General features: G+C 44.6%; 12 protein-coding genes and 1 pseudogene. 7 read left to right on the top strand and 6 right to left on the bottom strand.

Annotation, left to right across the window (positions count from 1 at the left end; translation table 11 throughout):
- Nucleotides 1-283: 283 nt before the first annotated feature.
- Nucleotides 284-871, bottom strand: a complete 588-nt coding sequence (locus tag EYA81_RS03075; protein WP_119961297.1) for a hypothetical protein — start codon at nt 869-871, stop codon at nt 284-286.
- Between the two features lie 160 nt (nt 872-1,031).
- Here EYA81_RS03075 and EYA81_RS03070 point away from each other — a divergent pair, with 160 nt between their 5' ends.
- The 4 genes from EYA81_RS03070 (at nt 1,032) to EYA81_RS03055 (ending at nt 3,242) form a co-directional block, all read left to right on the top strand.
- Nucleotides 1,032-1,376 (top strand): helix-turn-helix domain-containing protein, encoded by a 345-nt coding sequence (locus tag EYA81_RS03070; RefSeq protein WP_005831772.1) that lies wholly within the window; start codon nt 1,032-1,034, stop codon nt 1,374-1,376.
- Between the two features lie 128 nt (nt 1,377-1,504).
- Nucleotides 1,505-2,020: an RNA polymerase sigma factor gene (locus EYA81_RS03065; RefSeq protein WP_117964229.1), complete on the top strand. Its 516-nt coding sequence runs from the start codon at nt 1,505-1,507 to the stop codon at nt 2,018-2,020.
- Nucleotides 2,001-2,525: a hypothetical protein gene (locus EYA81_RS03060; RefSeq protein WP_118930882.1), complete on the top strand. Its 525-nt coding sequence runs from the start codon at nt 2,001-2,003 to the stop codon at nt 2,523-2,525. The genes EYA81_RS03065 and EYA81_RS03060 overlap by 20 nt, the downstream gene beginning before the upstream one ends.
- 6 nt (nt 2,526-2,531) lie before the next feature.
- Nucleotides 2,532-3,242: a DUF4252 domain-containing protein gene (locus tag EYA81_RS03055; RefSeq protein ID WP_117964231.1), complete on the top strand. Its 711-nt coding sequence runs from the start codon at nt 2,532-2,534 to the stop codon at nt 3,240-3,242.
- A 67-nt stretch (nt 3,243-3,309) separates the two neighbouring features.
- Here EYA81_RS03055 and recA read toward each other — a convergent pair whose 3' ends face one another.
- From recA to EYA81_RS03040, 3 genes are read right to left on the bottom strand one after another with little or no spacing between them, the layout of a single operon-like run.
- Entirely contained in the window at nt 3,310-4,347 is a 1,038-nt protein-coding gene (gene recA / locus EYA81_RS03050; protein WP_117601636.1) for a recombinase RecA, read from the bottom strand.
- 18 nt (nt 4,348-4,365) lie between these two features.
- A complete protein-coding gene (gene bcp, locus EYA81_RS03045; RefSeq protein ID WP_057258658.1) occupies nt 4,366-4,812 on the bottom strand; it encodes a thioredoxin-dependent thiol peroxidase in 447 nt (148 codons plus the stop codon).
- Between the two features lie 52 nt (nt 4,813-4,864).
- Nucleotides 4,865-6,058, bottom strand: a complete 1,194-nt coding sequence (locus tag EYA81_RS03040) for a saccharopine dehydrogenase family protein (protein WP_016272822.1) — start codon at nt 6,056-6,058, stop codon at nt 4,865-4,867.
- 191 nt (nt 6,059-6,249) lie between these two features.
- Here EYA81_RS03040 and EYA81_RS03035 point away from each other — a divergent pair, with 191 nt between their 5' ends.
- Entirely contained in the window at nt 6,250-7,041 is a 792-nt protein-coding gene (locus EYA81_RS03035; protein WP_117601635.1) for an META domain-containing protein, read from the top strand.
- An 81-nt stretch (nt 7,042-7,122) separates the two neighbouring features.
- Here EYA81_RS03035 and EYA81_RS03030 read toward each other — a convergent pair whose 3' ends face one another.
- The gene (locus tag EYA81_RS03030; protein ID WP_117601654.1) at nt 7,123-7,698 is read right to left on the bottom strand and encodes a Crp/Fnr family transcriptional regulator; all 576 of its coding nucleotides are present in this window, start codon (nt 7,696-7,698) and stop codon (nt 7,123-7,125) included.
- Nucleotides 7,699-7,751: 53 nt separating this feature from the next.
- The gene (locus EYA81_RS03025; protein WP_131225354.1) at nt 7,752-9,152 is read right to left on the bottom strand and encodes an MATE family efflux transporter; all 1,401 of its coding nucleotides are present in this window, start codon (nt 9,150-9,152) and stop codon (nt 7,752-7,754) included.
- Nucleotides 9,153-9,595: 443 nt separating this feature from the next.
- Here EYA81_RS03025 and dnaK point away from each other — a divergent pair, with 443 nt between their 5' ends.
- Complete coding sequence (gene dnaK, locus EYA81_RS03020) at nt 9,596-11,515, top strand: molecular chaperone DnaK (RefSeq protein WP_005831748.1); 1,920 nt, start codon at nt 9,596-9,598, stop codon at nt 11,513-11,515.
- Nucleotides 11,516-11,718: 203 nt separating this feature from the next.
- Nucleotides 11,719-12,264, top strand: a pseudogene (locus tag EYA81_RS03010) (helix-turn-helix domain-containing protein).
- Nucleotides 12,265-12,302 lie beyond the last annotated feature (38 nt).

The raw sequence follows: 12,302 nt of genomic DNA, 5'->3' as shown, positions 1-12,302 counted from the left end.
TCTTGAAGTATAACTTCCGGTGGAAGAAGTCGGTAGGATTTTTGCAACGTATTTCTTTCCTCATTGGATATATAGACGAATACACATTTCGGGATAACCGGGGTGTGTATTTCTTTTAATATCCTTCCCCATTGACGCCGGACCGGAGCAAGTGGAAGCCAAGTTATGATACCTTTTGCTTCCAGCATTGCTTTTGTTCTCGGTTCGGCGTGCTGACCAGTTAATACAATGTTCCAGAAATGTGGTTCTTTCAGCTGTTTTTTTATATCTTGAGAAGTCATAGTTAGTTCACTTTTTTGATGATAAAGTCGAAAGAGGTGAAGAATTGAGGGTGCTTACCGATAGATATGGGAAGGATAATGGTAATGGAGGAATTCCTTCCTTTTCGAATATCTTTCTTGTTGTATATTTGAGAGTTATTTGCCGTATAAGTTGTCACACCAATCTTTTGGCTTGTTTCTGCCTGGCTTTTTATAATTGCAAAGGGAGTTTCCGCTTCTGCAAGTATGGTGTATTTGACTTCTGAGGTTCTTCCGTCCACAATGAATTGCATATTTTCCCAGTTTATTCGGATATCTTCTGAAGAGTTGTTGCGAATTACAATTTCCCATTGGGAGTCGTTTGGAATAAACTTATAAGTAACCCCATCTTTTGTATACTCTAATTTCCCTTTTTGGTTCTCCAGCCATTTAAAGGATACTTGGCATCCTGCATCAACGTATTGTGCAGATAAAGTGGTTGGAAATAGGAGAAACAGCAAAATGGCCAGCTTATTTTTCTTCTTATATTTCCGGTAGTCATTGTATATCCATAGCATAATAAAAATAATGCCGATAGGGATGGCTATGAGAATACATGTCAGTAAATTCATGATAGCAGATATTATTTGTTTGTTTATATGAATATGTTGCAAAAGTATCATAAAATATTTGATAAAACAAACGAATTATGAATAAAAAGAACGATACATACAGACAAATTGGTATTGGTGTTCCTTATAATATGAATGATTAATTTGTACCTTCATATAAATGGAAAAAAGTAATATATACATCGGAGAGATAATCAAGAACGTGATGCTTGAACAGCAGGTTACCAAGGCGGAACTTGCACGAAGACTGAAAGTTAAGCCTCAAAGTGTAGACTATATGCTTACGAGAAAAAGTATTGATACGGATACGTTGTATAATGTCTCACGTGCCTTGAACTACGATTTTGCTTTGTTGTATTCCATTCATAAGGAACAGATAAATTATGATACGTTAGAGCAGGAATACAGACTCTCCACAGCGAAGGTGTTGGTGGAGCTTGAGCTGAAGCCTGAAGACATTGCAAAATTGAATCTTAAAAAGCGGATTGCTGATGTCTTGAAATAAACGCACTCTTGGGCTGGTGCTATTGGTGTTTTCATTTTTTTTCCATTTTTTTTCCTGGTCGTGTAACAAAATCCTTTCCCCCTACGTCTGAAGGGTATAAACAGGAATCTACTATTGATAAATAGCCCATGGACGCTGAAAGTTTTAAAAAAGAGTTTCTGCCATATCATCGCAAGTTGTACTGCATAGCTTATAGACTATTGGAGAATGCTGCCGATGCTGAAGATTTGGTGCAGGAAGCTTATCTGAAGTTGTGGGACAAGCGGGAAGGACTGGCCATTATCAGTAATCCGGAAGCATTCAGCGTTACTCTGGTGAAAAATATGTGCTTTGATTTGCTTCGTTCGGGAAAGTATACTTTGAGCAGACAGAGTGTGGAGTTGGCCGAAGTGCATAATGTGTCTCAAGCAGATAACTTTGAAGTGAGGGATGAAGCGCAGCAGGTAAGGCACATCATTGCCCATCTGCCGGTGCAACAGCAGAAAATAGTAACGTTGCGTGATGTCAAGGGATGTTCTTATGAAGAGATAGAGCAGGTCACGGGATTGAATGCTACCAATGTCCGTGTACTGTTGTCCCGGGCAAGAAAAAAGATACGTGAGGAATTTAATAAATGGAGTAACTATGAAAGTCGAGGAAATTGAAAGGCTGCTCGCCGAATTTTATGAAGGGAATACCAACGAGCAGGAAGAAGAGTTGTTGAAGGAAGCTTTCAGAACCGAAGAAGTGCCCGAGCACTTGCAGAAGGACAAGAAACTCTTTCTCAGCTTTTTTCCCGGGAAAGTGGTGGATAATGTTCCCGCCGGATTGGAGGATAAACTGAGCCGGATGATTGATGAAAAGGCTGAAGAGGAACAACGTTTTTTCCACCGGAACAAGGCCAAACGTAATTGGCGCTGGATAGGAGGTATTGCTGCCACCATTCTGGTTCTTGTAGGTGTAGGTTATGGCATTACGAACATGGGAGAGGATATGCGTCCTCCTACACCTCAGGATACTTTCTCTGATCCGGAAGCTGCTTATAAGGCATTGCAGGCCACTTTAATCGAGGTGTCTGCGAATCTGAACAAGGGAATTGAGCAGATAGAGGAAACGCGGATAGACGTAACGAAGGTGAACCAGGAAGTAAGAAAAGAAATTCAACAATAATCTGATATGAAAACAATGAAAATTATTTTGGCAGGTGTACTGCTGATGTTGCCTTTGCTTTGCCAGGCACAGAAGAACCTATTCAACAAGTATGGAGATATGAAAGGCGTGTCGTCCGTCTACATATCCAAGGCAATGATAGAAACGAATCCCAACTTGTTTACTAAAGATGTTTATATTGGGAAAGTGTCCGGACAGTTGAACTCTGTGCAGGTACTTTCTACAATGGATAATAATGTAAAGAAAGAAATGCGTAAGGATCTTCGTTCTTTGGTGCAGTCTTCCAGATATGAATTGCTGATGAAGCAGAAAGGGACAGTCTCCAGTTCTGAATTCTACATGAGCCGTAAAGGGGAAAAGGTGAAGGAGCTGATTATGATTGTAGATGGTGCAGCTACTCTGAAATTTGTTTATCTGGAAGGTGATATGACTTTGAAGGATATACAGAATATCATGATGTATCAGAATACCAGCTGGAATGGTAACAATGTGAATATACAGCTTCCGGATATAAACTGGGCTGAGATAGAGAAGCTGAAGAACCGCGATTGGCTTGGAGAATTGAAGCATTCGCAAGAACTGGCATTGAAAGGGCTGGAAAATGTAGCTAAACTGAAAGACAACAAGTATCTGAAAGAACAGATGGATGCCGATACTTGGAAACGTTTTGAAAAAAGCATGGAGGCTTTGGAAGAACGTTTGGAAAAAATGGAATAGGAAGCGGTACCCTTTTAGGGAAACTTGCCAATAGAAAAACAAAACATTCTATTGGCAAGTTTTTTTGTTATTTGTCTTTTCTCAATTCTGCAAAGATAAGCCCTTCCAGCTCTTCTGCCAGTTCCGGATTGTCAAGGATGACCTGCTTGGCGGCGTCGCGTCCCTGGGCAATTTTCGTCTCGTTATAGCTGAACCATGAGCCGCTTTTCTTGATGATGCCAAGCTCTGCACCCAAGTCAATGATTTCGCCTGCACGGGAGATGCCTTCACCGAACATGATGTCGAATTCCGCTCTACGGAAAGGAGGAGCTACCTTGTTCTTTACAACTTTCACTTTGGTCTGCTTGCCGATTACTTCATCGCCGTTTTTGATGGCTTGGCTTCCACGGATGTCAAGACGTACGGAGGCATAGAACTTCAGTGCATTACCGCCGGTAGTTGTTTCGGGATTGCCGAACATGACACCGATTTTTTCGCGCAACTGGTTGATGAAGATGCAGGTGGTGCGTGTTTTGCTGACAGCTGCCGTCAGTTTACGCAAGGCTTGTGACATGAGTCGGGCTTGCAGACCCACCTTGTTGTCACCCATATCGCCTTCAATTTCAGCTTTCGGGGTTAAGGCAGCCACAGAGTCCACTACAATGATGTCAATAGCGGAAGAACGGATCAGTTGCTCTGCGATTTCCAGCGCTTGTTCGCCGTTGTCCGGTTGTGATATCAGCAGATTGTCCACATCCACACCCAGTTTTGCCGCATAGAAGCGGTCGAAAGCATGTTCTGCATCAATGAATGCGGCAATGCCTCCTGCCTTTTGCGCTTCAGCAATGGCATGAATGGCGAGGGTTGTCTTACCGGAGGATTCCGGGCCGTAAATCTCGATGATACGTCCGCGGGGATATCCTCCCACGCCAAGAGCTACATTGAGGCCGATGGACCCTGTGGGAATAACTTCTACTTGTTCGACACTTTCGTCACCCATTTTCATGATAGAGCCTTTGCCAAAGCTCTTTTCTATCTTGTCCATGGCAGCCTGCAAGGCTTTCAGCTTTTCACCTGATGCCAGATTGTTGCCATTTTCAAAATTCAGTTCGTCTTTTTTTGCCACGTTGTTAATGTTTAATGATTATAAAATTTGTGCCGCATGGTCTTTGGTCTTCACTTCTTTCGGAGTGATGATACGCTCTACAATACCTTCTTCATTAATGATGAAAGTTGTGCGGAACGTTCCCATATATTTGCGGCCATACATGCTTTTTTCGCCCCATACTCCGAATTGTTCTACCAGCTTCTTGTCGGTGTCTGCAATCAGGGTAAAAGGCAGATTGTTTTTCTCAATAAATTTCTGGTGTGACTTTTCGCTGTCCACACTGACGCCGATGACTTCATAACCGGCTTTGCGCAGGTCGGCATAATTATCCCGCAGGTTGCAGGCTTGTGCCGTGCAGCCGGATGTCATGTCTTTGGGATAGAAGTAGAGTACAATCTTCTTTCCCTTATAGTCGCTCAAGCGGATTTCTTCACCTTTTTCGTTGATGCCCAATACTTCGGGTGCTTTATCTCCTATATTCACTTTGTTAATGTTTAATGATTAGTGATTAATGGATAATGATTAATGGTTAATTTCAAACTTCCAAGTCTCCGTCGATAATCTCATGCCAAGGCAGGCCTTGTTTGTTGAGCTGTTCCATGAACGGGTCCGGATTGAATTCCTCGACATTCCATACCCCTGGCTTTTTCCACAATCCTTTGAGGAACATCATGGCACCAATCATGGCAGGTACACCGGTGGTATAGCTTACGCCCTGCATGCCGGTTTCCTTATAGGCTTCTTGGTGGCTACAGTTGTTATATACATAGTAAGTACGCTCTTTGCCATCCTTTAGTCCGCGGATGCGGCAGCCGATGGATGTTTCGCCTTCGTAGTTTTCGCCCAGGTCTTGCGGGTTGGGGAGGACGGCTTTCAGGAATTGCAGCGGAACAATCTTCATGCCGTTATATTCCACTTCGTCTATGCGGGCCATACCGATATTTTGGATGACACGCAGGTGTGTGAGGTATTCCTGGCCAAACGTCATCCAGAAGCGTGCACGCTTGATAGTGGGGAAATTCTTTACCAGAGACTCCAGTTCCTCGTGATAAAGTAGGTAGGAATCGCGTGGGCCGATGTTCGGATAAGTCAGGTCTTTGTGGATTTCCAGCGGCTTGGTTGTTACCCATTCTCCGTTTTCATAATAGCGGCCGTTCTGTGTAATCTCACGGATGTTGATTTCCGGATTGAAGTTGGTGGCGAATGCTTTATGATGATTTCCGGCATTACAGTCTACAATGTCCAGATATTGTATTTCGTCAAAATGATGTTTGGCGGCGTATGCCGTATATATTCCACTTACTCCCGGGTCGAAACCGCAACCGAGGATGGCGGTCAGTCCGGCATCTTCGAAGCGTTTCTTATAAGCCCATTGCCAACTGTATTCAAAGTGGGCAACATCTTTCGGCTCATAATTGGCAGTATCCAGATAGTTGACTCCACTTTGCAGACAAGCCTCCATGATGGTGAGGTCTTGGTAGGGGAGGGCTACGTTGATGACGATTTCGGGTTTGAAACTATTGAAGAGTGCTACCAGTTCGTCCACGTTGTCGGCATCTACCTGGGCGGTTTTGATGTTCGGGTTACCGATTGCCTTGACAACAGCGTCACATTTAGACTTGGTGCGGCTGGCTATCATGATTTCTGTAAACACATCAGGATTTTGAGCCACTTTGTGCGCAACAACGGTACCTACACCGCCTGCACCGATAATAAGAACTTTACCCATTTCTTTCTACTATATTATTATATTAAGTTTATAAAAAATATGGAGAGCAAATATAAGGGTTAATTCTTAGATAAACATTAAAATCCTGCTAAATACTTTGGGAAAAATGCTTCAAATATTAAATAAATTACTTGCATTTGGGTTATTTTCTATATATTTGCCCCTCGAATAAATTAACTTAAACAACGAAAATGAAAAAAGTATTTGTTTCCCTATGCATGGCAAGCGTATTGATGGGCTTGTCTTCTTGTGCATCAACTAAAAATGCCGCAACTCTTTCTTCTATCAACGGTGAGTGGAATATTATTGAAGTGAATGGCACCGCCGTAGTCCCTGCTCCTGGCCAGGAATTTCCCTATATCGGTTTCGACACAAAGGCTGGAAAAGTATTTGGCAATAGTGGTTGCAACCGTATGATGGGTTCGTTTGACGTGAATGCCAAGCCCGGCACGATTGACCTTGGCGCTTTAGCAAGTACCCGTATGGCTTGTCCGGATATGACTGTAGAAAATAATGTGTTGTCGGCTTTGAACAAAGTGAAAAAGTATAAGAAGCTGGGAAAGGAAAATATAGCTTTATGCGGTGCTTCCAATCGTCCCATAGTCGTGTTGCAGAAGAAAGAATCCGTTTCCAAGTTGTCTGATTTGGAAGGAAAGTGGATAATTAGTGAGGCTGCGGGCGAGGCCATTCCCGATGGAATGGAGAAGCAGCCGTTCATTGAATTTAATATTGCAGAAAAGAGCTTGCACGGTAATGCGGGTTGCAATTTGATTAACGGCGCTTTCCAGGTTGATGATGAAAATCCTTCGGCAATCTCTTTCCCGCAAGTTATCAGTACCATGATGGCATGCCCTGATATGGAGGTGGAAGGCCGTGTGCTGAAAGCCTTAAATTCCGTTCAGTCTTTTGGTAAGCTGGCAGGTGGAGGCATCGGGCTGTACGATGCTGACAATAACCTGGTGATGGTGTTGGTGAAGAACTGACAAGATAGGTTGAAATAATAAAGGCTCTTACAGCAATAATCTGCTAGGAGCCTTTTTTGTATCTTGATATAAAATAGTCTTTTACTTTTTCTTTAATCCTGCGCGTATCCGGCTCAAGGATTGCGGAGTGATGTAGAGGTAAGAAGCCAGATACTTGAGCGGTACATCCTGTAGCAGTTCCGGATTCTCTTCCATCAGCGTCATGTACCTTTCTTTTGCAGTGGGAGGGGTACCGTAGGCTACTGTAGAACTGTCTACCGACAGAATTTCCCGTTCAAAGATTCTTCTGCCGAAGTTGGCCATATCTATGGAATACGAAAAAAGGGCTTCCAGCTCAGGCTTACTGATACAATAGGCGATGCTCTCGTTCACTGATTCGATGTTGATGGGGGAAACTTCGCCGTCCACATATCCCCACGATGAGAAAGCTGTGTCGCCCGGTGCGGCGAACCAAAGGGAGTTTTCCGTACCCTCTGTCAGGTAGTAGGCGCGCCAGATACCTTTCTTCAAAAGATAGAAATTGCTGTTCCTCTCCCCTTCGCTGATAATGAGTTCTCCCTTGCTGAAACGAACTTCTGCCATGTGTGACAGAAGTTCGTGCAAAGTGTTTTCCGGTAGTTTATACTTCTTGCAGAATTTCTTTGTCATAGTTTCCATGCCGCAAAGATAGTGCAAACTGAAGACATAACTTTTACGCTTGCATGAAAAAGTCATGTCGGGGTGCAGCCTGTCTTGTCTAAAGATACGGATTTTTCTTTATGCTTCCTTTTCCCGGATATGTAAATCACGAGGATAAAGAGGGTTGTCAGCATTTCTGCAAGAGGGGTGGCAAGCCAGATTCCCCGGTCTCCCAATAGCAGGGGCAATCCGAAAAAGCAGGCTGTCAGCAGAATAAAACCACGCAGCAGGGTGATAACTGTGGCGCATTTGGCACGCTCCACACTCTGGAAATAGCCGATGGATACGATGTTAACAGCAAAGAACACGAAGCCGGTGGCATACAAAGGCAACCCTTTTACCGCTATGTCATAAGCCGGATAACTGCGGTCTATGAACATGCCTACAATTTCAGGACTGCAGAATATTGTGACCAGGGCAAAACATACACCGCAGCCTATGGCTGTTTTCAATGCCAGCAAGTAGGCGCGGCGGACACGTTGGCTTTCGTTCAGGCCGTAGTTATAACTGATAATCGGCTGTGCCGACTGCGCAATGGCATTATATACCATAAATATAATAGGAAAGAAATAGCAGGCGATGCTGAATGCCGCCACTCCGTCTTCCTTCAGATAATGGATGAACACCTGGTTGCCGACAAACATCATGCAGGCAATCGCCACCTCGCACAAGAAGGCGGAAGAACCCAAGCGGCACATATAGCCAATGTTGCGGCGCATCAGTTGCATGCTTTTCCGGCTCATCTTAATGGGGTGGAAGCGCAGTGTGCACCGGCGGCGCAGTAGATAGAATACTACCATCAATGCGCCTACCGTAGTGCCTATAGCACTTGCCAATGCGGCACCGAACATCCCCCAGTCAAAGGGGAAGATGAACAGATAATCCAATAGGATGTTCAGAACTGCAGCCACCACATTGCACATCATGGCAAAGTTGGGCGAACCGTCCAGCCTCAGAAAAAACATACCCGAATTGAGTAATGCTGTGAACAGAGAGAAAGGCACAAACCAAAGCATGTATTCCACAGCCAATGGCGTGAGCCGTTCGGACCCTCCGAGCAGCTTTACCACCTGCGGGGCAAATGAACAGAATAGGGTGGAGGTACACATCAGCAGCAAGGAAGATATGACTACAGACTGTGTGATGTTGATACGTGCCACCTTGACTTTCCCGTGTGACAGATGAATGGAGGCCACCACAGAGGCACCGACTCCGAACATAAGTCCCACACCCGTAGAGAACAACCATAGCGGTGCCACAATGTTGACCGCCGCCAAAGCATCACTGCCAATTCCTTTTCCGACAAAGATGCCGTCGGTGATAACGAATAGTGCGGAGAAAATCATCCCCAGTACAGTAGGGAGCAATAGTTTGCGGAACAATGTCTTGATGTCCGTGTTCTTGAAGTCGATACTGTCTCTCATCTTTTCCATACTCATCTTATTTATTTCTTTATATGTGAAAAACAATCATTTCCGTGCTGCGATTAAGCCCAATGTTAACTAATCCTTAATCGTTCCACCATGGTGGAACGATATTTCCCTCGTGGTGGAATGATATTTTCTCCACGGTGGAACAATATTTCCTCCATGGAGGAACGGTTAAAGGTATGCAAGGAAAATGATTAATGTTGTTCATGTTTTATTATCTCTGATTCGGGCGACAAAAGTAGAGCTTTTGAATGGAATGGAAATTAACAAATGGTAATTTCCGACAGAAAAAATGATTTTAATTCTGCCAAACTGACAGATAAACTGCCACAAGTATAAATCTGCGGCTGCTCTGAACAATTTGGCACAACGTTTGTCTTTTTATTGGCGTCTGCCACTGAGGTGGACGTCGAAACAGAATAATAACAAATAAAAAAATAACGATCATGGGAAAAATTATTGGTATTGACTTAGGAACAACAAACTCTTGCGTTGCAGTATTCGAAGGTAACGAACCTGTAGTAATTGCAAACAGTGAAGGTAAGCGCACCACTCCTTCAGTAGTAGCATTTGTTGATGGTGGCGAACGTAAAATCGGTGATCCTGCCAAGCGTCAGGCTATCACGAACCCCACCCGTACGGTTTTCTCCATCAAACGTTTCATGGGCGAAAACTGGGACCAGGTGCAGAAAGAAATCGGCCGCATGCCTTATAAAGTAGTAAAGGGTGACAACAATACTCCGCGTGTAGACATCGACGGACGTCTCTATACTCCGCAGGAAATCTCTGCAATGATTCTGCAGAAGATGAAAAAGACTGCCGAGGATTATCTGGGACAAGAAGTGACAGAAGCCGTAATTACCGTCCCCGCATACTTCTCCGACTCCCAACGCCAGGCTACAAAGGAAGCCGGACAGATTGCAGGTCTTGAAGTGAAGCGTATTGTGAACGAGCCGACTGCCGCAGCTCTTGCTTACGGTATTGACAAGTCTCACAAGGACATGAAGGTTGCCGTATTCGACCTTGGTGGTGGTACATTCGATATCTCTATCCTCGAATTCGGTGGCGGTGTGTTCGAAGTATTGTCAACCAACGGTGACACTCACCTGGGTGGTGACGATTTCGACCAGGTAATCATCGACTGGCTGGTTCAGGAGTTCAAGAACGACGAAGGTGCCGACCTGACTCAAGACCCGATGGCTATGCAACGTCTGAAGGAAGCTGCCGAGAAGGCTAAGATTGAGCTGTCCTCTTCTACCAGCACTGAAATCAACTTGCCGTACATCATGCCCGTAGGCGGTGTGCCCAAGCACTTGGTGAAGACGTTGACCCGTGCCAAGTTCGAGGCTCTGGCTCACAACTTGATTCAAGCTTGTTTGGAGCCATGTAAGAAGGCTATGAGCGATGCTGGTCTGAACAATGCGGACATCGATGAAGTAATCCTTGTAGGTGGTTCTTCACGTATTCCGGCAGTACAGAAGTTGGTAGAAGATTTCTTCGGTAAAGTTCCTTCCAAGGGTGTGAATCCGGATGAGGTGGTGGCCGTAGGTGCTGCCGTGCAAGGTGCCGTTTTGACGGACGAAATCAAGGGCGTTGTATTGTTGGATGTTACTCCGCTTTCTATGGGTATCGAAACTATGGGCGGTGTGATGACGAAGCTGATTGATGCCAACACTACCATCCCCTGCAAGAAGAGCGAGACATTCTCTACTGCTGCCGACAACCAAACGGAGGTTACCATCCATGTATTGCAGGGTGAGCGTCCGATGGCTGCGCAGAACAAGTCAATCGGCCAGTTCAACCTGACAGGTATTGCTCCGGCACGTCGCGGTATTCCTCAGATTGAGGTAACGTTCGATATCGACGCCAACGGTATCTTGAAGGTGTCTGCCAAAGATAAGGCTACCGGTAAGGAACAAGCTATCCGTATCGAAGCTTCCAGCGGTTTGAGCAAGGAAGAAATCGAAAAGATGAAAGCCGAAGCCGAAGCCAATGCTGAAGCAGATAAGAAAGAGCGTGAGAAAGTAGACAAGCTGAACCAGGCCGATTCTATGATTTTCCAAACCGAAAATCAGTTGAAGGAACTCGGCGACAAGCTCCCTGCCGACAAGAAGGCTCCGATTGAAGCTGCTTTGCAGAAGCTGAAAGATGCCCATAAGGCTCAAGACCTGGCTACCGTAGACTCTGCCATGGCCGAATTGAATACGGCATTCCAGGCTGCAAGTGCTGAAATGTATGCCCAGAGCGGTGCTCAGGGTGGTGCACAAGCTGGTCCTGATATGAATGCAGGGCAACAAGGCGGTGCTCAGGATAATACAAAGCATGGCGATAATGTGCAGGATGCTGACTTTGAGGAAGTCAAATGATTCCGATAAGGAAACAGATAATAAACAATAAGCAAAAGCGTGCAGCTCAATGAGTTGCACGTTTTTTGCGTTTATGGGGTTCATGGTTGCTATGTGTTTTCTATGGGCTTTTTTATCTCTTATTTGCGACATGTTTGCGACACGTCTTATTTGGCGATAAGGTACAACTTAAATTGATATAAACCATTTAAAACGAGAAGAATATGCCAAGAGGAAATTACACCATTCAAAGAAGTTGCGAGGAGTGTGGTAAAATATTTACTCCTCCCACATTAGTGTCGAAGTATTGTTGTCCGGCTTGTTCCAAGAGGGCGTATAAGAAAAGGCAAATCGCAAAAGAGAAAGAGGCGATACGTCAAGTACTGATTAGATGAATGCCATCCAGTAAGGGGTATCTAACCGTAAAGGAAGCTATGCTGATTTACGGAATTAGTAAAGACGTTCTTTATCGTATGATACGGCAAGGCTTGATACCGTCATACAATTTGGGTCAGCGTCTGATACGCCTTAGTCGGTAGTATATGGATGAACACTTCAAAACAAAGGCAGGGAGTAGAAAGAGAAAAAAGGAGGCATTGTCCTTTGAACCCAAAGATTGTTACACCATCGGAGAGATCGCAAAGAAATTCCATATCAATGACTGCAGTGTATTTAAGCACATACGCCGTCATTCTATTCCTACACGCCAAATCGGTAACTATGTTTATGTTCCCAAATCTGAAATTGATAAATTATATAAGTCGTTATGAAGCACTCTGTATCGCGTTTTATGATTTACATGTGGTAG

It is taken from the genome of Bacteroides sp. A1C1, assembly GCF_004328515.1.
GTDB lineage: Bacteria > Bacteroidota > Bacteroidia > Bacteroidales > Bacteroidaceae > Bacteroides > Bacteroides uniformis.
The sequence above is the reverse complement of the archived record's forward strand: the minus strand, read 5'-3'. Positions and strand labels throughout refer to the sequence as shown.

Excerpts from the sequence above, each read along its gene's own strand:
- EYA81_RS03075 (WP_119961297.1), bottom strand. The coding sequence starts at position 871 with ATGAATTTACTGACATGTATTCTCATAGCCATCCCTATCGGCATTATT.
- EYA81_RS03070 (WP_005831772.1), top strand. The coding sequence starts at position 1,032 with ATGGAAAAAAGTAATATATACATCGGAGAGATAATCAAGAACGTGATG.
- EYA81_RS03065 (WP_117964229.1), top strand. The coding sequence starts at position 1,505 with ATGGACGCTGAAAGTTTTAAAAAAGAGTTTCTGCCATATCATCGCAAG.
- EYA81_RS03060 (WP_118930882.1), top strand. The coding sequence starts at position 2,001 with ATGAAAGTCGAGGAAATTGAAAGGCTGCTCGCCGAATTTTATGAAGGG.
- EYA81_RS03055 (WP_117964231.1), top strand. The coding sequence starts at position 2,532 with ATGAAAACAATGAAAATTATTTTGGCAGGTGTACTGCTGATGTTGCCT.
- EYA81_RS03040 (WP_016272822.1), bottom strand. The coding sequence starts at position 6,058 with ATGGGTAAAGTTCTTATTATCGGTGCAGGCGGTGTAGGTACCGTTGTT.
- EYA81_RS03035 (WP_117601635.1), top strand. The coding sequence starts at position 6,250 with ATGAAAAAAGTATTTGTTTCCCTATGCATGGCAAGCGTATTGATGGGC.
- EYA81_RS03030 (WP_117601654.1), bottom strand. The coding sequence starts at position 7,698 with ATGGAAACTATGACAAAGAAATTCTGCAAGAAGTATAAACTACCGGAA.
- EYA81_RS03025 (WP_131225354.1), bottom strand. The coding sequence starts at position 9,152 with ATGGAAAAGATGAGAGACAGTATCGACTTCAAGAACACGGACATCAAG.
- dnaK (WP_005831748.1), top strand. The coding sequence starts at position 9,596 with ATGGGAAAAATTATTGGTATTGACTTAGGAACAACAAACTCTTGCGTT.